Source organism: Amycolatopsis sp. NPDC104863 (assembly GCF_055582965.1).
In genome coordinates this window covers 306,219-329,392 of sequence record NZ_JBVJOW010000008.1, presented here as the reverse complement: position 1 = coordinate 329,392, position 23,174 = coordinate 306,219, and the positions used below count along the sequence as shown (strand labels likewise).

Annotated in this window: 23 protein-coding genes; 9 read left to right on the top strand and 14 right to left on the bottom strand. The window is 72.2% G+C overall.

Annotated elements, in window-relative coordinates:
• Positions 1-5: 5 nt before the first annotated feature.
• The gene (locus ACZ63J_RS37600; RefSeq protein ID WP_465404293.1) at positions 6-563 is read left to right on the top strand and encodes a class F sortase; all 558 of its coding nucleotides are present in this window, start codon (positions 6-8) and stop codon (positions 561-563) included.
• Between the two features lie 3 nt (positions 564-566).
• Here ACZ63J_RS37600 and ACZ63J_RS37595 read toward each other — a convergent pair whose 3' ends face one another.
• The 3 genes from ACZ63J_RS37595 to ACZ63J_RS37585 are packed head-to-tail and all read right to left on the bottom strand — an operon-like array spanning position 567 to position 3,956.
• Complete coding sequence (locus tag ACZ63J_RS37595) at positions 567-1,313, bottom strand: succinate dehydrogenase/fumarate reductase iron-sulfur subunit (RefSeq protein ID WP_465337251.1); 747 nt, start codon at positions 1,311-1,313, stop codon at positions 567-569.
• The gene (locus ACZ63J_RS37590) at positions 1,310-3,238 is read right to left on the bottom strand and encodes a fumarate reductase/succinate dehydrogenase flavoprotein subunit (protein ID WP_465404295.1); all 1,929 of its coding nucleotides are present in this window, start codon (positions 3,236-3,238) and stop codon (positions 1,310-1,312) included. The genes ACZ63J_RS37595 and ACZ63J_RS37590 overlap by 4 nt, the downstream gene beginning before the upstream one ends.
• Position 3,239: 1 nt before the next feature.
• Positions 3,240-3,956 carry a succinate dehydrogenase cytochrome b subunit gene (locus tag ACZ63J_RS37585; protein ID WP_465404297.1) on the bottom strand — a complete coding sequence of 239 codons (717 nt, stop codon included), beginning with the start codon at positions 3,954-3,956 and terminating at the stop codon, positions 3,240-3,242.
• A gap of 85 nt (positions 3,957-4,041) precedes the next feature.
• Between ACZ63J_RS37585 and ACZ63J_RS37580 the strand changes: the two genes are divergently transcribed.
• Positions 4,042-5,016 carry a LysR family transcriptional regulator gene (locus ACZ63J_RS37580; RefSeq protein WP_465404299.1) on the top strand — a complete coding sequence of 325 codons (975 nt, stop codon included), beginning with the start codon at positions 4,042-4,044 and terminating at the stop codon, positions 5,014-5,016.
• Here ACZ63J_RS37580 and ACZ63J_RS37575 read toward each other — a convergent pair.
• Positions 4,982-5,743: a sulfite exporter TauE/SafE family protein gene (locus tag ACZ63J_RS37575; RefSeq protein ID WP_465404301.1), complete on the bottom strand. Its 762-nt coding sequence runs from the start codon at positions 5,741-5,743 to the stop codon at positions 4,982-4,984. The two genes, ACZ63J_RS37580 and ACZ63J_RS37575, sit on opposite strands and share 35 nt — an antisense overlap.
• A gap of 205 nt (positions 5,744-5,948) precedes the next feature.
• Here ACZ63J_RS37575 and ACZ63J_RS37570 point away from each other — a divergent pair, with 205 nt between their 5' ends.
• Complete coding sequence (locus ACZ63J_RS37570; protein WP_465337257.1) at positions 5,949-6,143, top strand: hypothetical protein; 195 nt, start codon at positions 5,949-5,951, stop codon at positions 6,141-6,143.
• Positions 6,144-6,146: 3 nt separating this feature from the next.
• On the opposite strand, the gene ACZ63J_RS37565 is transcribed toward ACZ63J_RS37570, so the two are convergent.
• The gene (locus ACZ63J_RS37565) at positions 6,147-7,007 is read right to left on the bottom strand and encodes a LysR family transcriptional regulator (protein WP_465404303.1); all 861 of its coding nucleotides are present in this window, start codon (positions 7,005-7,007) and stop codon (positions 6,147-6,149) included.
• Between the two features lie 87 nt (positions 7,008-7,094).
• Between ACZ63J_RS37565 and ACZ63J_RS37560 the strand changes: the two genes are divergently transcribed.
• Positions 7,095-8,552, top strand: coding sequence for a phospholipase D-like domain-containing protein (locus tag ACZ63J_RS37560; RefSeq protein ID WP_465404305.1), 1,458 nt, complete (start codon positions 7,095-7,097; stop codon positions 8,550-8,552).
• A gap of 55 nt (positions 8,553-8,607) precedes the next feature.
• On the opposite strand, the gene ACZ63J_RS37555 is transcribed toward ACZ63J_RS37560, so the two are convergent.
• Both ACZ63J_RS37555 and ACZ63J_RS37550 read right to left on the bottom strand, forming a co-directional pair.
• A complete protein-coding gene (locus ACZ63J_RS37555) occupies positions 8,608-9,795 on the bottom strand; it encodes a cytochrome P450 (protein ID WP_465404307.1) in 1,188 nt (395 codons plus the stop codon).
• Positions 9,792-11,231 (bottom strand): MFS transporter, encoded by a 1,440-nt coding sequence (locus ACZ63J_RS37550; protein ID WP_465404309.1) that lies wholly within the window; start codon positions 11,229-11,231, stop codon positions 9,792-9,794. Before ACZ63J_RS37550 ends, ACZ63J_RS37555 begins: the two co-directional genes overlap by 4 nt.
• Before the next feature lie 151 nt (positions 11,232-11,382).
• Between ACZ63J_RS37550 and ACZ63J_RS37545 the strand changes: the two genes are divergently transcribed.
• Entirely contained in the window at positions 11,383-11,958 is a 576-nt protein-coding gene (locus ACZ63J_RS37545) for a TetR/AcrR family transcriptional regulator (protein WP_465404311.1), read from the top strand.
• Here ACZ63J_RS37545 and ACZ63J_RS37540 read toward each other — a convergent pair.
• The 3 genes from ACZ63J_RS37540 to ACZ63J_RS37530 all read right to left on the bottom strand — a co-directional run bounded on the left by ACZ63J_RS37540 (position 11,945) and on the right by ACZ63J_RS37530 (position 13,744).
• Entirely contained in the window at positions 11,945-12,754 is an 810-nt protein-coding gene (locus ACZ63J_RS37540) for a hypothetical protein (RefSeq protein WP_465404313.1), read from the bottom strand. The genes ACZ63J_RS37545 and ACZ63J_RS37540 overlap by 14 nt on opposite strands.
• Positions 12,755-12,818: 64 nt before the next feature.
• Positions 12,819-13,100: a hypothetical protein gene (locus tag ACZ63J_RS37535; RefSeq protein WP_465404315.1), complete on the bottom strand. Its 282-nt coding sequence runs from the start codon at positions 13,098-13,100 to the stop codon at positions 12,819-12,821.
• Between the two features lie 68 nt (positions 13,101-13,168).
• Complete coding sequence (locus tag ACZ63J_RS37530; RefSeq protein WP_465305936.1) at positions 13,169-13,744, bottom strand: helix-turn-helix domain-containing protein; 576 nt, start codon at positions 13,742-13,744, stop codon at positions 13,169-13,171.
• Positions 13,745-13,809: 65 nt separating this feature from the next.
• Here ACZ63J_RS37530 and ACZ63J_RS37525 point away from each other — a divergent pair, with 65 nt between their 5' ends.
• From ACZ63J_RS37525 to ACZ63J_RS37515, 3 genes are read left to right on the top strand one after another with little or no spacing between them, the layout of a single operon-like run.
• Positions 13,810-14,364, top strand: coding sequence for a class I SAM-dependent methyltransferase (locus tag ACZ63J_RS37525; protein WP_465404317.1), 555 nt, complete (start codon positions 13,810-13,812; stop codon positions 14,362-14,364).
• Positions 14,361-15,881, top strand: a complete 1,521-nt coding sequence (locus tag ACZ63J_RS37520; RefSeq protein WP_465404318.1) for an MFS transporter — start codon at positions 14,361-14,363, stop codon at positions 15,879-15,881. Before ACZ63J_RS37525 ends, ACZ63J_RS37520 begins: the two co-directional genes overlap by 4 nt.
• 39 nt (positions 15,882-15,920) lie before the next feature.
• Positions 15,921-17,741: a glycoside hydrolase family 5 protein gene (locus tag ACZ63J_RS37515; protein WP_465404543.1), complete on the top strand. Its 1,821-nt coding sequence runs from the start codon at positions 15,921-15,923 to the stop codon at positions 17,739-17,741.
• Here ACZ63J_RS37515 and ACZ63J_RS37510 read toward each other — a convergent pair.
• The gene (locus ACZ63J_RS37510; RefSeq protein ID WP_465404319.1) at positions 17,684-18,601 is read right to left on the bottom strand and encodes a LysR family transcriptional regulator; all 918 of its coding nucleotides are present in this window, start codon (positions 18,599-18,601) and stop codon (positions 17,684-17,686) included. The genes ACZ63J_RS37515 and ACZ63J_RS37510 overlap by 58 nt on opposite strands.
• 71 nt (positions 18,602-18,672) lie before the next feature.
• Between ACZ63J_RS37510 and ACZ63J_RS37505 the strand changes: the two genes are divergently transcribed.
• Positions 18,673-19,473, top strand: a complete 801-nt coding sequence (locus ACZ63J_RS37505) for an LLM class flavin-dependent oxidoreductase (protein WP_465404321.1) — start codon at positions 18,673-18,675, stop codon at positions 19,471-19,473.
• Here ACZ63J_RS37505 and ACZ63J_RS37500 read toward each other — a convergent pair.
• The 3 genes from ACZ63J_RS37500 to ACZ63J_RS37490 form a co-directional block, all read right to left on the bottom strand.
• A complete protein-coding gene (locus tag ACZ63J_RS37500) occupies positions 19,470-21,044 on the bottom strand; it encodes a succinic semialdehyde dehydrogenase (RefSeq protein WP_465404323.1) in 1,575 nt (524 codons plus the stop codon). The two genes, ACZ63J_RS37505 and ACZ63J_RS37500, sit on opposite strands and share 4 nt — an antisense overlap.
• A gap of 13 nt (positions 21,045-21,057) precedes the next feature.
• Positions 21,058-22,683 carry a GMC family oxidoreductase gene (locus ACZ63J_RS37495; RefSeq protein ID WP_465404324.1) on the bottom strand — a complete coding sequence of 542 codons (1,626 nt, stop codon included), beginning with the start codon at positions 22,681-22,683 and terminating at the stop codon, positions 21,058-21,060.
• Between the two features lie 126 nt (positions 22,684-22,809).
• Positions 22,810-23,034 carry a hypothetical protein gene (locus ACZ63J_RS37490; protein WP_465404326.1) on the bottom strand — a complete coding sequence of 75 codons (225 nt, stop codon included), beginning with the start codon at positions 23,032-23,034 and terminating at the stop codon, positions 22,810-22,812.
• Positions 23,035-23,174 lie beyond the last annotated feature (140 nt).

The following is a 23,174-nucleotide window of genomic DNA, read 5'->3' as shown; positions in this document are numbered from 1 at the left end:
TGCCGATGCGCGCACTGCTCGTCGCCGTCGTCGCGCTGGTGCTCGCCGGGTGCGGCGCGACGGCGGCCCCGTCCGCCGCGCCACCACCGGCACAGGCCGCCGTCAGCCTGGCGCGGTCCCTGCCGACCGCGCTCGACGTGCCCGCGATCGAAGCGAAGTCGACGCTCGTGTCGCTCGGCCTCAACCCCGACCGCACGGTCGAGGTGCCGCCGGTCGACCAGCCGCTGCAGGCCGGCTGGTACGAGTACGGGCCAACCCCGGGCGAGGTCGGGCCGGCCGTGATCCTCGGCCACATCGACGGCGACCACCGCAAGGGCATCTTCTGGCGGCTGCACGAGCTGAAGCCGGGCGACCCGGTGCACGTCGACCGCGCCGACGGCGGCAAGCTGACGTTCGAGGTGACGAAGGTCGACCAGATCGCGAAGAAGTCGTTCCCCACGGACGCCGTCTACGGCAACACGACCGACCCCGAGCTGCGCCTGATCACCTGCGGCGGCCAGTACGACGCGGCGAACCGGAACTACCTCGACAACGTGATCGTGTACGCCAAGCTCAAGCGGTGAGGGTCAGTCCCGCCCGGACCGGGACGCCTTCAAGAACTCCCGGTTGAGCGAAGCGATGCTGGCGAAGGGAATCCCCTTCGGGCACGACGCGACGCACTCCCCCGTGTTGGTGCAGCCGCCGAACCCCTCGGCGTCCATCGTGTCGACCATGTCCAGCACCCGCCGGGCCCGCTCCGGCTGTCCCTGCGGCAGCAGGCTCAGGTGGGTCACCTTCGCCGCGGTGAAGAGCATCGCCGAGCCGTTCGGGCAGGCGGCGACGCAGGCGCCGCAGCCGATGCAGGTGGCGTTGTCGAAGGCCAGGTCCGCGTCCGGCTTGGGCACGGGGGTCGCGTGGGCGTCCGGGGCGCTGCCGGTGGGTGCGCTGACGTACCCACCGGCCTGGACGATCCGGTCGAGCGCCGAGCGGTCGACGACCAGGTCCTTGATCACCGGGAAACCCTGGGCGCGCCAGGGTTCCACGTCGACGACGTCACCGTCGGCGAACGAGCGCAGGTGCAGCTGGCAGGACGTCGTGCGCTCCGGCCCGTGCGCCTGCCCGTTGATCACGACGCCGCAGGAGCCGCAGATGCCCTCGCGGCAGTCGTGGTCGAAGGCGACCGGCTCTTCGCCGTTCTCGATCAGCTCCTGGTTGAGCACGTCCAGCAGCTCGAGGAAGGACATGTCCGGGCTGACGTCGTCGACCGGGTAGGAGACCAGCCGGCCTGCCGTGGCCGGGCCGGCCTGCCGCCAGATGCGGACGGTGAGGTTCATGTGTAGCTCCGCTGGGTCGGGTGGACGTGCTCGAAGACGAGCTCTTCCTTGTGGAGCACGGGTTTCTCGCCGTACTCCCAGGCCGCGACGTGTGAGAAGCGCTCGTCGTCGCGGCGGGCTTCGCCGTCGGCGGTCTGGTGTTCTTCGCGGAAGTGGCCGCCGCACGACTCCTCGCGCACGAGGGCGTCGAGCAGCAGGAGCTCGGCGAGCTCGAGGAAGTCGGCGACCCGGCCGGCTTTCTCGAGCTCCTGGTTCAGCTCGGCGCCGGTGCCGGGGATGCGGACGTCGCGCCAGAACTCGGCGCGCAGCTCGGGCACCCGCTCGAGGGCCTTGCGCAGCCCGGCCTCGGTGCGGGCCATGCCGCACAGGTCCCACATCATCAGGCCCAGCTCGCGGTGGAAGGAGTCGACGCTGCGAGTGCCGTTCACCGCCAGCAGCCGCTCGACGCGCTCGCACACGTCACGCTGCGCCTCCAAGACCGCCGGATTGTCGGCGGTCACCTCGTCGAGCCGGCCCTGGCCGAGGTAGTCGTTCACCGTCGCGGGCAGCACGAAGTACCCGTCGGCGAGCCCCTGCATCAGCGCGGACGCGCCGAGCCGGTTGGCGCCGTGGTCGGAGAAGTTCGCCTCCCCGATCACGAACAGGCCCGGGATGGTGCTCTGCAGGTCGTAGTCGACCCAGAGCCCGCCCATCGTGTAGTGGATGGCCGGGTAGATCCGCATCGGCACCGCGTACGGGTCGTCCGCGGTGATGCGCTGGTACATGTCGAAGAGGTTGCCGTACCGCGCTTCGATGGCCGGCCGGCCCATGCGCGTGATCGCGTCGGCGAAGTCGAGGTAGACGCCGAGGCCGCCGGGCCCGACGCCGAACCCGGCGTCGCAGACGTTCTTCGCCGCGCGGGACGCGATGTCCCGCGGCACCAGGTTCCCGAAGCTCGGGTACAGCCGCTCGAGGTAGTAGTCGCGCTCGTCCTCGGGGATCTCCGACGGCGGCCGCGGGTCACCCTTCTGCTTCGGCACCCAGATGCGCCCGTCGTTGCGCAGCGACTCGCTCATCAGCGTCAGCTTCGACTGGTGCTCCCCCGAGCGCGGGATGCAGGTCGGGTGGATCTGGGTGAAACACGGGTTCGCGAAGTACGCGCCGCGCTTGTGGGCGCGCCAGATCGCGGTCGCGTTCGAGCCCTTCGCGTTGGTGGACAGGTAGAAGACGTTGCCGTACCCGCCGGTCGCGAGGACGACGGCGTCGGCCAGGTGCGTGCGGATCTCCCCGGTGACGAGGTCGCGCGCGACGATGCCGCGGGCCCGGCCGTCGACCACGACCAGGTCGAGCATCTCGGTCCGCGCGTGCAGCTCGACGTTGCCGGCGTCGATCTGGCGTGACAACGCCTGGTACGCGCCGATCAGCAGCTGCTGGCCGGTCTGACCGCGAGCGTAGAACGTCCGCTGCACCTGCACGCCGCCGAAGGAGCGGGTGTCGAGCAGGCCGCCGTACTCGCGGGCGAACGGCACCCCCTGGGCCACGGCCTGGTCGATGATCTGGGCCGACACCTGGGCCAGCCGGTACACATTGGACTCGCGGGAGCGGAAGTCGCCGCCCTTCACCGTGTCGTAGAACAGGCGGTACACCGAGTCGCCGTCGTTGCGGTAGTTCTTGGCCGCGTTGATGCCGCCCTGCGCGGCGACCGAGTGGGCGCGTCGCGGGGAGTCCTGGAAGCAGAACTGCACCACGTGGTACCCCTGCTCGGCCAGGGTCGCCCCGGCCGAGCCGCCGGCCAGCCCGGTGCCGACGACGATCACGCGGTGCTTGCGCCGGTTCGCCGGGTTGACGAGCTTCGCGGCGAACTTCCGTTCGTCCCACCGGTTCTCCAGTGGGACGGCGGGCGCCTTCGGATCGGCGATCGGGTCGCCGACGACGTAGGATTCCATGTCACTCCACCAGTCCCGTCATGATCGCCACCGGGACGAGCGCGTACCCCGCCGCGATCACGATCGCCGTTGTGCTGCCGAGGATCTTGATCGCCCGTTCGCGGCGCGCACTGGTGACGCCGAGGGTGCGGGCGGCGCTCGCGAAACCGTGGTGGATGTGCAGGCCCAGCATCGCGAGAGCGACGAGGTAGATCACGTTGACCCACCACACCCGGAAGTCCGCGACGAGGTTGTGGTACGGGTCGCCGGGCACGAAGTCCTGGTTCACCCGGCCGACGGTGAAGTCGAGGATGTGCCAGACGACGAACACCGCCAGGGTCGCGCCACCCCAGCGCATCGTGCGCACCGCGAACGTCGCGCGCACCGGCCGCCGGTGGACGTAGCGCACCGGCCGCGCGCGGAGGTCGCGCCGGACCAGCTGCACCGCCGCGGTGACGTGCAGGACCAGCGCGACGAGCAGGACCACCCGCTGGATCCACAGGAACCAGCCGTAGGGCAGCACCGGCTCGCCGATCGTGCGCAGCCAGTGCGCGTAGTGGTTGAGGTCGTCGGCGCCGAGGAAGGTCTTGAGGTTGCCCACCATGTGCGCGGCCACGAACGCGAGCAGGAGCGCGCCGCTCACCGCCATGACGATCTTCTTGCCGATCGTCGAAGCCCAGAACTGCCGGAGGGCCGGGCGGCGCCGCCGCGTCGCGGGCCGGTCTGCGAGGTCGTTCACCACCCGACCGACGGTAAGAGCCGCGCGACCAGAGGTCAAAGACATCATCACTCTGCACTCGATAGTCATCGCCTATCATGGACGGATGCAGCTGCACCAGCTCGCCTACTTCGTCGCCGTCGCCGAGCACCGGCACTTCACCCGCGCCGCCGAGGAGGTGCGGGTCGCGCAGCCCTCGCTGTCCCAGCAGATCCGCACCCTCGAACACGACCTGGGCGCGGCGCTCTTCCACCGGATCCGGGGCAACGTGACCCTGACCGAGGCCGGCGAAACGCTGCTGCCGATCGCGCGGCGGATCCTCGCGGAGGCCGAGACCGCGCGGCGCGCGATCCGGGAGCTGGACGAGCTCGACCGCGGCCGGGTCCGGCTGGGCGCGCCGCCCAGCCTGTGCACCGGTCTGCTTCCGCCGATGCTCTCCGCGTTCCGCCGCCGGTACCCGGGCATCCAGCTGGAGCTGCACGAAAGCGGGTCGGGTGACCTGCGGCAGCGGCTGTCCGAAGGCGCGCTGGACCTCGCCCTGCTGGCCGGCGCGCGGTCGCCGGGTGACTCCCAGCTGGCGGCGACACCCCTGCTGCTGGAGGAGCTCGTGGTGATCTCCCCGAAGGACACGCCGGTGGAGCGCGCCGGCGCCCGGCTCGCCGTCCGTGAGCTCGTGGACGTCCCGCTCGTGATGTTCCGGCGGGGGTACGACGTCCGGGAGGCGACGGTCAACGCGTGCCGCGCCGCCGGGTTCGAACCGTCGTTCGCGATCGAAGGCGGTGAGATGGACGCGGTCCTCGAACTGGTGCGGGCCGGCGTGGGCGCGGCGGTGGTGCCGAGCACGGTCGCCGGTGACCGGTTCCTGATGACGCGGTTCGTGCCGGAGGCCGGCATGACCCGGATCGTCCAGCTGGCCGGCCGCCGTGACGTCGACCCGACCCGGGCGGTCCGCGCGCTGCGGGACGCGATCGTCGGGTTCGTCGCGGATCCCGCACACCGCGAGGACCTCCCGCCCGGCATCGAGTCCCTTGTGGACGGACCGAAGGTCAGCCGCGGGCGAAGTACAGCACGGTCATCGTGACCGCCGTGGTCAGCACGACCCCGCGCAGCACCCGCCCGGAGAGCCGGCGGACGGCCCACGCGCCGGCGAACCCGCCGGCCACCGCCCCGAGCAGCAGCAGCCCCACCGGCAGCCAGAACCGCAGGACACCGCCGGCCACGAGGAAGAACACGGCCGCGACGCCGTAGATGGCGGCGAGCTGCGTCACCCGCGCCGGGTTGCCGGTGGCGGGGTCCAGCCCGAGACCGACATTCCAGAACGCCAGCATCATGATCCCGACGGCGCCGCCGAAGTAGCCGCCGTAGACGCCCAGCACCGCCTGTCCGATGAGGACACCGCGCGCCCCGAGGTCGATCGGGTGGCCGATGGCGCGTGCCAGCAACCGCGAGATCCCCCGGCCGAAGGCCAGCACGGCGGTCGCGAACGCCAGCAGCCACGGCACGGCCGCGCTGAACGACGTCGCCGGCAGGACCAGCAGCAGGGCGGCGCCGAAAACGCTGCCCAGCACACTCGCGGTGGCCAGCGAGGCGGTGGACGTCGGGCCGACGCGGACCACCTGACCCCGGTAGGTCCACGCGCTGGCCACCGCGCCCGGCAGGAGGGCGACCGTGCTGGAGGCGTTGGCGACCACGGGTGGCAGGCCCGCGGCCACCAGCGCGGGCAACGCCACGAACGTGCCACCGCCGCCCGCCGCGTTCAACGCCCCCGCCAGGAAACCGGCCAGTGCCGGCAAAATCGTCTCGAGCATCGGGCCAGGATGGCGACCGGACGCCGGGGCCACAACGCGCCCGTCGCGCGGACTGCCCCGGCCGCCGAGCCGGCCGTGCTCGGCAAAATCCGTCCCGGCAAGGCGTTCTCCGGGGTCCGGTCCCCCGCACCGATCACTCTCGCAGCTGAATGCCAGCGATTCTTTGCGCTGGACCGATCGCCGCGGCGGGCGAACACTGAAGACCATGCCCCCTGGTGTTCCCGAAGCGGCCGGCGAGCCGGACCCCGAGACAACGGACCTGGTCCGGCTGCTGCGGTGGTTCGCCGTCCGCGCGTTCGTGCTGGCCGCGATCGTGGCGCTCGCCGGGCTCACCACCGTCGCGATGGCGCTGACCCTGATCGGGTTCGGCCTGCTCTTCGCGCCGGTCCGCGACCGGTAGGGCTCAGCCGAGCAGGTGCGTCAGCAGGGCACGGGCGGCCGGGTTCGCCGGCTTCGGCCCCCGGCCCGCGAGGTGGATCGCCCGCCTGAACCCGGGCTGGCCGATCCGCGCCAACGGCAGGCCGGACTTTTCGGCGACCGGTTGCGGGACAACGGAAACGCCGAGCCCGGCCGTCACGAGCTCGACCAGCAGCGGCATGTGCGTGGCTTCGCAGACGCGGTTCTGCCGGACACCCGCTTCGGCGAAGCGGCGGGCGACCATCGCCTGGATCCCGCTCCCGCTGAAGTCGACGAACGGCTCGCCGTCGAGCTCGGCGAGCCGGACGCGGCGCCGGCGCTCCAGCCGGTGGCCCGGGTGGCACAGCAGCACGAGGTGCTGGCTCCACTGCGCGAAGCTCGCCAGCTCGGCCGCGAGCGGGTCTTCGCCGGCCAGGAACGCCAGGTCGAGCTCGCCGTTGCCGACGCCGGCCGAGAGGTCGGGCACCGTGCTTTCGCGCACGTGGATGCGGACGCCCGGGTAGCGCACCCGGAACTCGCCGAGCTTGGCCGGCAGGTCGACGACGGTGAGCGTCTGGATGGTCCCGATCGACACCTGCCCGCGGGTCAGGCCCGCGACGGCCGCCACCTCACCCCGCGCCGCGACGACGTCGGCGGTGATCCGGTGCGCCAGCGGCAGCAGCGCCCGCCCGGCCTCGGTCAGCGCGACCCGCCGCGTGGTCCGGTCGAACAGCGGCGCGCCCAGCTCGCGTTCGAGCTTCCGGATCGAAGCGCTCAGCGCGGACTGCACCACGTGCACGTCCTGCGCGGCGCCGGTGAGGCTGCTGCGCACCACCGCGAGGAAGTGCTCGACCTGCCTCAGCTCCATCGGCCGACCCTAGGACATCACACCGGCCGCGCGCTGACTCAGCGTCACTGCGCGGCGGACGGCGCCGATCTGTAGTGCCATGGACGGGTGAAGACATTCCACTCCTTCCTGGACAAGGCGGACGAGCGGCTGGGCGACGGGCTCGAGCACGTCCTGTGCGCCCACCACCAGCGGCGGTTGCGGCGGCTCGGCTGGGGTGACGTGCTCGAGCCGCACGGCGGGGAGGACCGGTTCGGCGGGCGGGCCCCGGTGCGCGAAGGCAACCGCGTCGAGGTGCTGATCGACGGTGAGGAAGCGCTGCCGGAGATCGAAAAGGCCATCCGGGGCGCGAAGTCGCACGTGCACATCGCCAACTGGCACGCGAGCGCGGACTTCCGGCTGACCCGCGAGCCCGGCGCGCCGACGTTGCGGGAGCTGCTGGCCGAGACCGCCGGGCGCGGCGTCGACGTGCGGGTGCTGCTGTGGGCGGGGCCGCCGGTCCCGGCGTTCAAGCCGACGCGTGGCCTCGCGCAGGAGGAGCGGCGGAAGTTCACCGACGGCACGGGGGTGCGCTGCGTCCTCGACGCGCGTGAGCGGACCATGCACTGCCACCACGAAAAGCTCGTGGTGGTCGACGACGAGGTCGCGTTCGTCGGCGGGGTGGACTTCGCCGCGCTGGAGGGCGACCGGCACGACAGCCCGGACCACCCGCCGCGCACGATCGGCTGGCACGACCTGGTGACCCGGCTCCACGGGCCGGTGGTCGCCGACGTCGCGGACCACCTGCGGCGCCGCTGGTCCGAGGTGGCGGGCGAGGACCTGCCGGAGCCGAAGGCGCCCGCGCCGGCCGGCGGCACCCGCGTGCGGCTGCTGCGGACCGTGCCGGACAACACGTACGGCTTCCTGCCGAAAGGCGAGTTCACGATCCTCGACGGCTACCTGCGGGCGCTGCGTTCGGCGCGGCGGCTCGTCTACCTGGAGAACCAGTTCCTGTGGTCACCCGAAATCGCCGAGGTGCTGATCGGGAAGCTGGAGAACCCGCCGGACGAGCAGTTCCGCGTCGTCCTGCTGCTGCCGCGCAAGCCGAGCAACGGCGCGGACACCACCCGCGGTCAGCTGGGCCGGCTCCTCGACGCGGACCGCGGCCACGGCCGCCTGCTGGCGACGACGATCAGCGCCCACGACGGCGAGTCCGCATCCCCGGTGTACGTGCACGCGAAGCTCGGCATCGTCGACGACGAGTGGCTGACGATCGGGTCGGCGAACCTCAACGAGCACTCGCTGTTCAACGACACGGAGGTCAACATCGCCACCGACGATCCCGAACTGGCGCGGTCGACGCGGTTGCGGCTGTGGGCGGAGCACCTCGGGCGTCCAGTGGCGGAGCTCGAGGACCGAGAGCCGGCCGACGTGGTGGACAACCTGTGGCGGCCGTTGGCCGAGGAACAGGCCGAGCGGGAACGGCGGGGTGAGCAGCGGACCCATCGGCTGGTGCTGCTGCCGGGCGTGTCCCGCCGGGCCGGACGGCTGCAGGGCCCGCTGCGGGGACTGCTGGTGGACGGCTGAGCGGAAAGCGGCTCGCCGGACGCCATGAGCGAGTCGCTCATGGCGTCCGGGCGGGTCAGTCCCAGGCCAGCGGCAGGCTCAACGGCCCCCGAGTCGACAAACCGACTTTCCAGCCGATTCCGTGCTCCCCCTCCGCCAGCCTGAGCCCCGGCAGCCGCCGCAGCAGCGTCTCCAACGCCACCTGCAGCTCCATCCGGGCGAGCGGCGCGCCGAGGCAGTGGTGCGCGCCGTGGCCGAAGCCGATGTGCGTGGCCTCCGCGCGCAGCAGGTCCAGCTCGTCCGGCTCCGAGTACACCGAGTCGTCACGGTTCGCCGAGGCCAGCGCGGGCAGCACCGGCTCGCCCGCGCGGACCGTCACCCCGCCGAGCTCGACGTCCTCCAGCGCGTAGCGCGCGATGCCCGCGCCGATGCCGAGCGGGACGTAGCGCATCAGCTCTTCCACCGCCTTCGGCACCAGACCGAGGTCCGCGCGCAGCAGCGCGAGCTGGCCCGGGTGCGTGAGCAGCACGTACACGAAGTTCGGGATCTGCGACGCCGTCGTCTCGTGGCCGGCCACCAGGAGCGTCTCCGCCAGGGACAGCAGCTCCTCCTCCGAGAGCCGGTCCTCGTCGTCGCGGGCCGCGACCAGTGCGCCGAGCAGGTCGTCGTGCGGGGTCTCGCGGCGCTGGGCGATCAGGCCCGCCATGTACTCGCGCATGCTCGTGTGCGCCGCGCGGACCTCGTCCGGGGTGAACTTCGTCGTCGACAGGAACGCGTCGGACCAGACCCGGAAGTCACCGCGGTCGGCGAACGGGACACCCAGCAGCTCGCAGATCACCGTCACCGGCAGGGGCAGCGCGAAGCCCTCCACCAGGTCGGCCGGCGGGCCCTCGGCGAGCATCGTGTCGACGAGCCCGTCGGCGATCTCCTGCGCCCGCGCCCGCAGCGCCTCGATCCGGCGCACGGTGAACGCCTTCATCACCAGCCGCCGCAGCCGGCTGTGCTCCGGCGGGTCGAGGGCCAGGATGTTGCCCGGCGGGGTCAGGTGCGGGCGCAGCCGGGGCTCGTCACGGCCGGTGGCCGCCGCGCGGCTGAACCGCGGGTCGCCGAGCACGGTCTTGACGTCTTCGTAGCGCGTCGCCAGCCAGGCCGGTTCGCCGTAGGGCAGCGTGACGCGGCTCAGCGGCTCCTGCTCGCGCAGCTGCGCGAACAGCGGCTCGATGGCCAGCTTTTCCGGCTCACTGAAGGGATAGGCCCTCGTCATGACGACTCCTTCGCGCGGTGTCGGTACGGGACGAACACGGCGGCGACGACCGCGAGCACGCAGATCGCGCCGGACACGGCGAACGCCGTCGTGTAGGCGTCCACTGTGGGCAGAGGAAGGCGCGGCAGCGTGTTCGCGGCGAGGATCGCCGAAGCCACGGCCGTGCCGATGGACCCGCCGATCGAGCGCAGCGTCTGGTTGACGCTGTTGGCGACGCTCGTCTGCTCGGGGGTGACGCCGCTGTTGAGCAACGTCGGGATCGCGCCGAACGCCAGCCCGAGCCCGAGGCCCAGCAGACCGGTCGCGACGTAGAAGTGCCAGTGCTCGGCGTGGAAGGCGAGCAGGAAGCCGAAGGTCGCGGTCGCGACGACCGTGCCGACCACCATCGGCACCTTCGGGCCGACCCGGCGGATGAGCATCGACACCGCGCCCGCGGCGAGCAGGGTGCCTGCGGTCATCGGCAGCAGCGTCAGGCCGGCGCCGAGCGCGTCGGACCCGAAGCCGTAACCGAACTTCCCCGGCGTCTGCACGAACTGGATCACCAGGATGAACGCGCCGTACATGCCCGCGCCGGTGAGGAACGTGGCGAAGTTGGTGCCCAGCACGACCGGCGTGCGCATCATGGCGATGTCCACCAGCGGCTCGCGCACCCGGCGTTCGACGACCACCCACGCGGCCAGGAGCACCGCAGCGCCCGCGAACAGCCCGAGCACGGTGGCCGAGCCCCAGCCCCAGGCCGGGCCGCGGTTGATGCCGAGCACCAGGCAGACCAGGCCGCCGGCGAGCGTCAGCAATCCGAAGACGTCGACGTAGAACTTGCCGGCGGTTTCGGGCAGCCGGATCAGCACGGCGGTGCCGAGCAGGCCGAGCGCGGTGACGGCGGCGGAGATCCAGAACATGCCCTGCGCCGACACGCCCGCCTGCACCAGCAGACCGGACACGAGCAGGCCCGCGCCCGCGCCGATGCCGGTCAGCGCGCTCAGCAGCGCGATGCTCGACGGCACACGCTCCGGCGGGAAGATCGACCGGACGATCCCGATGGCCAGCGGCATCGCCGCGAACCCCATGCCCTGCAGGGCACGCCCGGCGAGCACGACGCCCATCGACGTCGAGATCGCGACCAGCACCGAGCCGAGGGTGGTCAGGGCGAGTGTCGCCATGAGGACACGCTTGCGGCCGAGCTTGTCACCCAGGGAACCGAGCAGCGGCGTGAAGACCGCGGCGGAGAGCATGTTCACGGTCACGACCCACGAGACGTCGGCCATCGAGACGCTCAGCGACTGCGCGAGGCCGGACAGGATCGGCATGACCATGCTCTGCATCACGACGATCGCGAACGTCGACAGCGCCAGCACCAGCAGCACCGCCGTCGGGTGCGATTCCGCGCGCCGGGCGGGCGGCGCGGGTGGCGGCGGGGCCGTCAGGGTTTCGGACACCGGGAACCTCCGTTGTAGTCAACTGACGACTTCACGGTAGGCGGCCCCGCCGAGCCAAGTCAACGAGTGACTACTTAACCGGGTGGTGATCACGGTCACAGCCCGTTTGCGCTGGTCTACACTGCGGACACCCGACCGGGAGGAGGCCGGCATGGACACCGCGGAACCCCGCGCGCGCCGCCGTGACGCGGCCGCGACCCGAGAAGCGCTGCTGGGCGCGGCCCGCACGCTGCTGGCCCGGCACGGTGTCGAGGGCACGAGCACCCGGGACGTCGCGGCGGCGGCCGGGGTGAACCAGGCGCTGGTCTACCGCTACTTCGGGTCGAAGGAGAAACTGTTCGCCGAAGCGGCGGGCCGCGGCCTCGATGCGGCGGACACGATGACGGCGGACACCCCGCTGGCCGACCTCCCCCGCGCGCTGCTCGACCGCGCGCTCGACGTCGGCGCGGAGCACCCGAGCCACCTCTCGGGCCTGGTGACGGCGGCGAACGACGACATGATCCGGGCCGTCGTCCGCGAGCGCATCGAGCGGGCCTTCGACGAGCAGCTGGCGCCCCGCCTGACGGGCGCGGACCGCGAGCTGCGGGCCGAGCTGCTGGCGGCGGTGATCACCGGGATCGCCGTGCTGCGCGGCAAAGTGAGCACCCGGGCGCTCACCGAGGCCGACCGTGACACGATCGGCGACTACGTCGACCGCGTCGCGGCGGTCCTGCTCAGCGACCGGTGACGTCCATCCGCACGTCGCCGGCCGGGACGACGTAGACCGGGTCGGAACCCTTGCGCCAATGGTCCGAGACCAGCAGGTAGCGGTCCGGAAGCGGCCGCAGCAGCACCAGTCCCGTGTACCGGAACTTGTACTTCGTGTCCGGCTGCGCCAGCGCCACGACCGTCACCCCGGGCCCGGACACCGCGAGCCGGTCGACGCTGTACAGCGTGATCGCGGGGCGGGACGGCAGGCTCGTCGCCACCGCGACCGCCGCCTGCTCCCCCGTGCGGCGCGCGTAGTCCGCGACACTCCACAGTAGACCGATGAGCGCCAGCACCGCGAGGATCAGCGGCCGCAGCCCCGGTTTCGCCGGTTCCGCCCGCCGCGGGGCCGCCCGCAGCCGGTCCGCGTAGGCGAGCAGGCCGGCCGCCGTCAGGAGCGTCAGCGGCAGCGCGATGTCCGGCGCCCAGGACACCGTCACCGGCACCAGCATCCCCACCGCCAGCACGCCCAGCGCCACCCCGCCGAGGACGTACGCCGTGGTGATGCCCGCGTCCGCGAGCACCCGGCCGCGCGCCGGACGGCTGGTCAGCGCCGCCGGCAGCACCACCGTCCGGTGCACGGTGACCGCCAGCAGCGCGAGGATGCCGACGCCGATCAGCGGCAGGAACGTCGCGTTGACGCTGCGCAGGGTGTAGTCGGCGGGCGAGAACCCCAGCAGGCTCACGTCGATCCCGAAGTACCCCCACGTCGCCTGCGTGCGCACCCAGCCGAAGTAGAACAGCACCGACGACAGCAGCACGGTCTGCGAAAGCACCGCTGTCGCGCGGGTCCACCACCCGGCCGGCCGCGCGACGGCGGCCGGGGCCGGGCGGCGGGTGTCACGGAGCCGAGCCGGTCGACGGCGCGGGCGCACCGCTGTCCTCGGGCTCCGTGGTGGTCGGCGGCTGCGACATCGTCGGCTCGGGCAGCGTCAGCGACGGGCCGGTCGGGTCCGCCGCCTGAGGGGACGGGCTCGCGCCGGGCGGTTGCGAGTCACCACCCACCGGCGCGGTGTCCGACGACGTCGCCGGCGCGCCGGACCCACCGCAGCTTTCGGCCGACACCAACGGAACCAACCCGAGCACGGCGACAACACCGGCCACGCGGATCAGGGATCTCATGCCCGGGACAGTCGCCGGAGCGCGAGCCGGCGTAACCGCCCTCCCCCGGATTCCCCCCAACGGCCGAACTACCTGGGCGCGGCCCGGACGTGGGCGCGCTCGCCCTGGCGGCCGATGAGGCTGAGGAACTCGACCGGCCCGTCGCCCGTCGCGCCGAACCAGTGCGGGGTGCGCGTGTCGAACTCCGCGGCCTCCCCCGGTTTGAGGACCAGGTCGTGCTCGCCGAGGACCAGGCGCAGCGTCCCGTTCAGCACGTAGACCCAGTCGTAGCCCTCGTGCGTGCGCGGGCTGGGCTCGGCGTCCCCGGCGGGCAGGACGAACTTGTACGCCTGGATGCCGCCCGGGCGGCGGGTCAGCGGCAGGATCGTCGAGCCGTCCTGGCCGGCGATCGGCCGCAGGTGCACCCGCGGGTCGCCGGTCGGGGGCGCGTCGACCAGCTCGTCGAGCGTGACCTCGTAGGCCCGCGCCAGCGGCAGCAGCTGTTCCAGCGTGGGACGCCGCAGGCCCGCTTCGAGCCGCGACAGCGTGCTGGCCGAAATCCCGGTCTGCTCCGCCAACGCCGTGAGCGTGGTCTCGCGCTGCAGCCGGAGCCGCTTCAGCCGTGGGCCGACGGCGTCGAGCGTCCGGTCGGTCGTTTCGTCCATCCGGTCATTTTGCCATTCGGCAAGAAACTTTGCCAGATGGCGCGGTCCGGGCGCACGGTGGCCCGGTGAACGCATTCGACCAGCCCTACTGGGAAGACCACTGGCGGCAGGCCCACCACGGCCCGGGCACGCCCAACCCCCACTTGCTCCGCGAAACCGGCGACCTGACACCCGGCACGGCCCTCGACGCCGGCTGCGGCCAGGGCAGCGAAGCCCGCTGGCTCGCGGCCCGCGGCTGGGCCGTCACGGCGGTGGACATCGCCGCCGGAGCCCTCCCCGCCTCGGCGGGCGTCCGGTGGGTCCGCGCGGACCTGACCACCTGGACGCCCGGCGAGCGGTTCGACCTCGTCGTGACGCACTACGCCCACCCCGCGATGCCGCAACTCGCCTTCTACGACCGCATTTCCGGCTGGGTGGCCCCGGGCGGCACGCTGCTCGTCGTCGGCCACCGGCACGGGCACCACCATCCCGACGAGGCGTCGGTGACGCCCGAGGCCATCACCGGAGCACTCGGCGACGGCTGGCGGACCACCACCGCCGAAACCCGCACCCGGACCGCGCCGAACGGCCGCGGCTCGCTGCACGACGTCGTCGTTCGCGCCACCCGGGAGGACGCATGACCACCATCACCGACCCGCGCCGGCGGCGCACCGTCCTGGTCGGCGTCTGCCTCGCACTGATGGCGGTGATCGCGTCGGTGTCCGGGCTCAACGTCGCCCAGCCCGAGCTCGCGGTGGAGTTCGGCGCGTCGCAGGGCACCGTCATGTGGATCATCAACGTGTACACGATCACCCTCGCGGCGCTGCTCCTGCCGCTGGGCGCCGTCGGCGACCGCTGGGGCCGGAAACCGGTGCTGCTGGGCGGGTTGACGCTCTTCGGGCTGGCGAACGTCGTGGCGGGTCTCGCGCCGTCGGCCGGGATCCTGATGTCCGCGCGGCTGCTGAGCGGGGTCGGCGCGGCGATGATCATGCCGGTGACCTTGGCCGTCATCACGGCGACCTTCCCGGACGAGGAACGGTCCCGGGCGATCGGCGTGTGGACCGGTGTCGCCGGGGGCGGCGGCATCCTCGGGATGTTCCTGTCGGCCGTGCTGGTGGACGTCGCGAGCTGGCGGTGGCTGTTCGTCCTGCCGGTCGTGCTCGTCGTGGCCGCGGTGGCCGTGACGCTGCGGGCGGTGCCCGACTCCCGCGAGCAGGCGCGGCACGGCTTCGACGTCCTCGGCTCGCTGCTGTCCGTGGTCGCCGTGGTCGGCTTCGTTTTTGTGCTGCACGAAGGGCCGGAACGCGGGTGGGCCGCGCCGGTGACGCTGCTGAGCCTGGCGGCCGGCGTCCTCGGCGCCGCCGGTTTTTTGGCCTGGGAACTGCGCAGCCCGGCGCCGCTGCTCGACGTCCGCCTCTTCCGCGAGCGCGGCCTGGCCAGTGGTTCCGTGACGCTGCTGGCGGTGTTCGGCGTGCAGGCCGGGATCTTCGTGGTGCTCTTCCCCTACTTCGAAGCGGTGCTCGGCTGGTCCGGCTTCCGCTCGACCCTGGCGCTGATGCCGACGGCGCTGCTGATGATGGTCGCGTCGGGGCTCGCGCCACGGGTGGCCGAGCGCGCCGGGGCACGCGCGACGATGGCGGCCGGGATCGTCCTGGGCGCCGCCGGACTGGTGCTCATGGCGGTCTTCGTCTCGGTCGGCGGCGGGTACCTTTCGGTGCTGCCCGGCATGCTCGCGATGGGGCTGGGCATGGGCTTGACGATGACCCCGGCCACCGAAGCCATCACCGGCGCCCTGCCGCGGGAGCGCCAGGGTGTGGCGTCCGCGCTCAACGACGTCACCCGGGAGCTGGGCACCGCGCTCGGGGTCGCGCTGCTCGGCACGGTCCTGGCCGCCGGTTACCGCGGCGCCCTCGGTTCCCGGCTCGACGGCGTTCCCGCGGAGCTCGCCGAGAACGCGCGCCGGGGTGTCGCGAACGCCGTCGCGGCCGGCTCGCCGGCGGTGGCCGACGCGGCCCGGCAGTCCTTCGTGGACGGCTGGCAGCAGGCGATGTGGGCCGGCGCCGGGGTGCTGGTGGTCGTGCTCGGCCACGTGCTCCTGCGCGGCCCGGGGCGAAAACCGTCTTTTCGCCGGTATACAACCAGCGGGAAGATCGGTTAGCTTCCGCTGGTGAAGTTCACGAGTGCGCTGCTCTCGACGATGCTGGCAGTAGGCGCCCTGGTCCCCCTCGCCCCGGCTCCGGCCCGGGCCGAGGCGGACCCGGCGCCGTGGGCCGGCCCGCTCAGCACGCGCGGCCGCTACATCGTCGACGCGAACGGCGACCGCTTCAAGCTGAAGGCCGCCAACTGGCACGGCGCGAGCGGCACGTGGACCGGCTCGGGCGACGTCGACGACCCCGCGAACCACCACGCCGGGGAGATCGCCTACCAGACCCCGCTCGGCCTGGACCGCGTCTCCGTCGACACGGTGATCGACGGGCTCGCGCGGCTGGGCCTCAACAGCGTGCGGCTGCAGTTCTCCAACGCGATGATCCACGACACCCGGCCGGTCCCCGACCTGCCGGCCAACCCGGACCTCCACGGCCTGACGCCGTTGCAGGTCTACGACCGCGTGGTCACCCGGCTGACCGCGCGCGGGTTCGCCGTGATCCTCAACAACCACACCACGACTTCGCGCTGGTGCTGCGGGCTCGACGGCAACGAGCGCTGGAACACCGCGCAGACCGAGCAGCAGTGGCAGGACGACTGGCTGTTCATGGCCCGCCGGTACGCCGCGAACAAGCGCGTGGTCGGCGCGGACCTCTACAACGAGGTCCGCCGCAACACCTTCGACGACCCGAACTGGGGCTGGGGCAACGACAAGGACTGGCAGCGCGCGACCCAGCAGGTCGCCGACCGCATCCTGAGCGAAGCCAACCGGGACCTGCTGATCATCGTCGAAGGCATCAACTGGACCGGCCTGCCCATCGACGGCTTCGCCCACGGCCGCCCGACCCTCGAGCCCGCCCGCACGCTGTCCCACACGCTCGTCGAGTCCGGGAAGCTCGTCTATTCCGCGCACTTCTACGGCTACACCGGGCCGAACCACTCCGGCGCCACCGGCATCGGCGAGACCCACGACCCGCGCTACCGCGACCTCTCGCCGCAGGAACTGCGCGACACGCTGTACCGGCAGGCGTTCTTCGTCTCGGCCGACACCGGCAAGCACTACACCGCGCCGCTGTGGATCAGCGAGTTCGGCGAGGGCCGGAACACGACCGACCCGGCGTCGCGCGCGTTCTTCGAGAACTTCGTGAACTACCTCGCCGAGACCGACACCGACTTCGCCTACTGGCCGGCGGTCGGCTTCCAGACCGACGGGACCGGCGACGGCTGGTCGCTGCTCGCCTACGACACCGCCGGGCGGCGCATCGACGTCCTCGACGGCACGGACTGGCGCGGGCCCGCGTGGCAACGGCTGATCACCGCGCCGTCGCGCACCGGGCAGGTCCCGGCGGCCGACCACTGGTCGATGCTCAACCTCGACTACGCGGACTTCCCGGCGTCACTCACAGTCCGCGCCAAGCCCGACTGGGATCCGGGTGCCCGCAAGGGCGCCTGCCCCGACGGCCAGCGGCTGGCAGGCCTGGCCCACACCGGCGGCCGCGGCCTGTGCACCGGCACGCTCCCGGTCCCGTCCGCCTACACCACGGTCCGCGATGAGTCCTTTGTGGACACCGACTGGGCGTCCGGGTACACGAAGGTGCAGTGCCCGGCCGACTCCGCCGTGGTCGGGTACAGCGTCAAGGGCGCGGCCTTCTCGGCCGTGCTGTGCGGCAGGTCCGCGACACCGCTGGGCCGCGCCGGGCGCACGGTCTGGTTCGACCGCGGGGACAACCGGCCCGCCGGTGATCCCGGCGGCGACTTCGCTTCCGGCAACTACAAGGGCCAGTGCGCGCCGAACGAGTACGTCGCCGGCGTCGCCTACACCGGCCGTATCGGCTCCGGCAAGACGCCGGACGCGCTGTTCTGCCGCTCCTGAGTCACTTCCAGGCTCAGCGCGACCGCCCGCTCGGCCAACGGGGACAGCGTCCGGTCCGCCGGCCACGCCAGCCAGATCTCCCGCGGCGCTGGCGCGGGCTCGAGCGGGTGCGTGACCAGCCCGTCGTCGTCCGGCCGGCCGTCGAGGGTCAGCATCGGCATCACGGCGACACCGAGGCCGGCGCGCACCATCGACAGCACACCCTGGTTGTCCGCGGTGCGGAACACGATGAGCGGCGAGACCCCGGACTCGGCGTAGACGCGTTCCACGCGCGCCTGGTCGCAGATCGGCGGCTGCGCGACCATCGGCGTCCCGTGCAACGCCGTGAGCGGCACCGGCCCCGGCGCGAACGTCCCGCGGCGGGCGACCACGGCGTACGGATCGGCCAGCACCCGCGTCTGCTCGACGTCCCCGCCGACCCGGCCGTCGAAGAACAGCAGGTCCAGCTCGCCGATCCGCGGCTCGTCCGTCTCCTCCTCGAAGAGGCGGACGTCGGCGGCCGGGTGCTCGTCCCGCAGCCGCCGGACCACCGCGGGCAGCAGGACGTTCGTGACGCTCTGGAAGGTGCCGATGTCGACCCGGCCGTCCCCGGCCTTGAACCGCTCGACGGCGTCCTCGGTCGCCGCGGCGCGCGCGAGGAGCTCCCGGCCGTGGGCCAGGACGACCTCGCCGAGCGGGGTCAAGCGAACCGCCTTCGGGCCGCCCGGGCGGTCGAACACCGCGCCGCCCACGGACTTCTCCAGCGCGGCGATCTGCTGGCTGACGGCGGACTGGGTGTAGCCGAGGCGCTCGGCGGCCCGACCGAAGGTGCCTTCGGCCGCAACGGCGTCGAGCGTGACCAGGTGACGCAGGTCCAGCATCAGCACAGCTTATCGAATCAGGCAGATTTCATCGCTTTTCGCGATCACTCGTGGCCCCTAACGTTCCTTCCATGACTCCTCGGCACGCCCTCTGGCTCCCCTTGTTCGACGCCCTGGCCGACCCCGCGCTGATCGCCCGCCTCGCCGCCGAAGCCGAAGAAGCCGGCTGGGACGGCCTGTTCGTCTGGGACCACGTCCGCTGGCGCGAGCCGGTCACCGCCGTCGCCGACCCGTGGATCACCCTGGCCGCGGTCGCCACCGCCACCTCGAAACTCCGCTTCGGCCCGATGGTCAGCGCGATCACCCGCCGCCGCCCGGTCAAGCTCGCCCGCGAAACCGCCACCCTCGACCGCCTCGGCGGCGGCCGGCTCACCCTCGGCGTCGGCCTCGGCAGCGACCGGTTCGGCGAGGAGTTCTCCCGCACCGGCGAGGAAACCGACGACAAGCTGCGCGGCCGCATGCTGGACGAGGCCCTCGACGTCCTGGCCGCCGCCTGGTCCGGCGAAGTCGTGCACCACCACGGTGAGCACTACACCGTGGACGGCATCCGGTTCCTGCCCACGCCGGTGCGGCGGATCCCGGTGTGGGCGGCCGGGTTCCCGGGCAAGCTCCGCCCGATGCGCCGGGCCGCGCGTCTCGACGGCTTCTTCCCGGTGAACCTCACTTCACCGGACCAGTTCGCCGAAGTCGTCGCCCAGGTCGAAGCCCTGCGCACGACGGCCGGGCCGTTCGACCACGTCGCCGAAGTCACGCCCGGTCAGGACAGCTCCCCGTACGCGCGGGCCGGCGCGACCTGGCTGCTGACCGCGTTCGACCCGGAGTCGCTGTCGGCCGACCACGTGCGCGGGGTGCTGCGCGACGGTCCGCGCTAGCGGATCCGCAGCTTCCGCATCAGCTTCAGCCCGGAAAGCATACCCTCGACGTACTTTTCGTAGCTCTGGCCGGCCCGCGGTCCCATGACCTGCTTCTTGAGCACGGCCCGGTTCTGCACGTCGGTGTACTTGAGCAGCCCCTGGTCGCCGTGGCGGGCGCCGACCCCGGAGCTCTTGACCCCGCCGGACGGCGTGCCCTTGGCGGCGAACGCCGTGGCGAGGATGTCGTTGATGTTGACGTTGCCCGACTCGATGCGCGCGGCCACGGCGGCCGCGGCGTCGACGTCGCGGCCCCAGACCGAGGCGTTGAGGCCGTAGTCGGTGTCGTTGGCGAAGGCGACGGCCTCGTCGACGCTGCCGTACTTGTGCAGCGCCACCACGGGTCCGAAGGTTTCGGTGACCCCGCAGTCCATGTCCTTCGTGACACCTTCGAGGATCGTCGGCTCGAAGAACGCCGGGCCGAGGTCGGGCCGGGGCTTGCCGCCGCAGAGCACGGTCGCGCCCTTCGCGACGGCGTCGTCGACGTGCGCCTTGACCCGGCGCATGTGGTCGACCGAGACGAGCGAGCCCACCTCGGGCCCGAAGTCGTAGGCGGCGCGGACGTCGAGCGCCTTCGCCTTGGCCACGAAGGCGTTCTTGAACTCGTCGTAGCGCGACTCGGGCAGGTAGATCCGCTCGATGTGCATGCAGATCTGGCCGGTGTTGCCGAACGCGCCGAAGATCGCGCCCTGCGCGGCTTCGGCGAAGTCGGCGTCTTCGAGCACGATCATCGGGTTCTTGCCGCCGAGCTCGAGGCAGCAGCCGATGAGGTTCCGGCCGGCCCGCTCGCCGATCACCCGGCCGGTGGCCGTGGAGCCGGTGAACATCACGTAGTCGGCGTGGTCGATCAGCGTCGGCCCGACGTCCGGCCCCTCGCCGCAGACCACCTGGAACAGGCCCGCGGGCAGGCCGGCCTCCTCCAGCAGCTGGATGCCGTAGAGCGGCGAGAGCGCCGTCTTGTTGTCGGGCTTGAGCACCACCGCGTTGCCGGCCATGAGCGCCGGGATCGCGTCGGAAATTCCGGTGGCGAACGGGAAGTTCCACGGCGCGATGACTCCGACGACCCCCTTGGGCCGCCGGATCTCGGTCGACGTCGTCAGCAGCGGCACCGGGCCGCCGCGCTTCGTCGGCGCCAGCAGTTTCGCGGCCCGCTTCAGGTAGTGGCTCATCACCATCGCCGGGTCGCAGGTCTCTTCGATCGCCATCCGCCGGTTCTTGCCGCTCTCGACCTGGATGAGGTCGGCGACGTCGGTGGCATGGGCGACGAAGAGCGCGTGCGCCCGCTTGAACACCGCCAGCCGTCGCTTGAGCGGGGTGGCGGCCCACTTCGCCTGTGCCGCGCGGGCGACGGCGAACGCCTGCTCGATGTCGGCCGGCGCCGACTGCGGCAGCTCGACGAGCGTCTCGCCGGTGTAGACCTCGGTGAGCGGCCAGGTCGCGCCGGCCGGGCCCGGCACCCGGGCGACGAGCCGCCGCAGGAGCGCGTCGGTCACCGACGCCGGACGGGTGAGCTGGAGCGGGGTGAGGGTCATGGCCGGCTTCCCGTCAGTGGTCCGCGAGCACGAGGTGCGCGCCCATCTCGCCGATCATGATGCTGGGCGCGTTGGTGTTGCCGCCGGTGATCGACGGCATGATCGAGGCGTCGCAGACCCGCAGGCCGTCGACCCCGCGGACCTTGAGGTCGGGTCCGACGACGGCGAGCTCGTCGACGCCCATCCGGCAGGTGCCGACGCCGTGGTAGACCGAAGTCGCGCGGTTGAGGATCGCGTCGCGCAGCTCCTGGCCGCGCAGGCCGGTGCCCGGGTGGATCTCTTCCTTGACCGAGCCGTTGAACGCCTTCGACGCGAAGATCTCGCGCACCAGCTCCGAACCCTCGCCGAGCACTTCGAGGTCGGCCGGGTCGGCCAGGTACTGGAAGTCGATGAGCGGCGCCGCGGCCGGGTCGCCCGAGGCGAGCCGCAGGGTGCCCCGGCTCTTCGGGTAGATCAACGTCGTCAGCACGGTCAGCGCCGGGCGCTTGTCGACGTCGTGGCGGATCGGCGCGTCCTGGTTGGGCGAGACGTACGCCCACGGCAGCAGGTGCAGCTGGAGGTCGGGGACGGCCTCGGCCTGGGACGTCTTCAGGAACGCGACCGCTTCGAAGACCGAGTTCGCCAGGAAGGTCGTGCCGGGGCGCATCAGCTCCCGGGCCAGGCCGCGCGCGAAGTAGCCCGGCGTGCCGGAGTTGCGGCTCGACGAGACGTGGAAGGTCAGCGCGTGGAACATGTGGTCGTGCAGGTTGTCCCCGACCGGCAGGTCCGCGACGACGCCGATGCCGAGCTCCCGCAGGTGGGCCGCGTGGCCGATCCCGGAGAGCATGAGCAGCTGCGCGGAGCCGACGAACCCGGCCGAGAGGATGACCTCCTTGCCGGCACGGACCGTACGCCGGCGGCCGCGGTCGAGGACTTCGACCCCAGCGGCGCGGCCGTTCTCGATGAGCACCTTCGTCGCCAGCACCCCGGACTGCACCTGGAGCGTCGCGGGCGCGAGACCGTGGACGTAACCGCGCGACGCGCTGTAGCGCAGGCCGTCGGCGGCGTTCTGCTGCATCCGGCTGACGCCCTCTTGGGACTCGGCGTTGTAGTCGTCGAGGACCTTGCAGCCGACGGCGTCCGCGGTGGCCTGGATGAACTGCAGGGTCCCCTCTTCGGGGCGCTTGTTGCGGGTGACGCGGATCGGGCCGCCCGCGCCGCGGAAGGCGTTCTCGCCGTCCTCGAAGTCCTCCATCCGCTTGTAGGCGGCGTTCACGCTGTCGGCGTCCCAGCCGGTGTTGCCCTCGGCGGCCCAGGAGTCGAAGTTGGCGCGGTTGCCGCGGACGTAGACCATGCCGTTGATGGAGCTGGACCCGCCGACGACCTTGCCGCGCGGCACCGGCATCCGTCGATCTAGAACGTGTTTCTGCGGGACGGAGTAGTAGCCCCAGTCGAAGGGCTTCTTGAGCTGGGGCACGGCGTGCATGGGGCCGACCAGCCCGGGCTTCTTGATCATCATCTTCTGGTCGGACTTGCCGGCTTCGAGGACGATGACACTGGCTCCCGCGGCGGCCAGCCGCCCGGCGACCGCAGCACCCGAACTCCCCGACCCGACGACCACGTAGTCGGCCTCATCGCCGCGCGGCGCCCTGTTCGCCATTTCCGCTCCTCGGTCGGCCCGCCCCAGAACTGTAACCTGTTCTAGTTCGGTCAACCGTATAGCGTCCCGGCCGGGTTCCGCAATGGCGGACACCGGCGGAGCGGATGCCCCGCCGGCGTGCGTCGCTCAGCCCCGGGCGTTCGGATCGATCACGTCGCCGGCCAGGCCGGCGGCGGTCTCGCCGAGGGAGCCGGTCGAGTCGAGGAACTCCTGCCCCTGGGCGGTCGCCGACCCGAGCGCCTCGGTGGCCCCGTCGACGGGCAGGTCGACGCCGGTCAGCTCGGTAACCTTCTCCCCCGCTCCGCCGAGCAGTTCGGTGGCTTTCTCCTTGATCATGTCGAATAGGCTCATGGGGCCATGATATCGGACATAACACCCAAAACGACCGGAGTAGGGCCCTGCTTGTCGACTGGCCGCCGCTGCCCGTCGTCCAGTTCGCCGGGCGCTCAAGGGGTCGTGAGTGTTTAGTCGGGTTAGAACCCTACTTACCA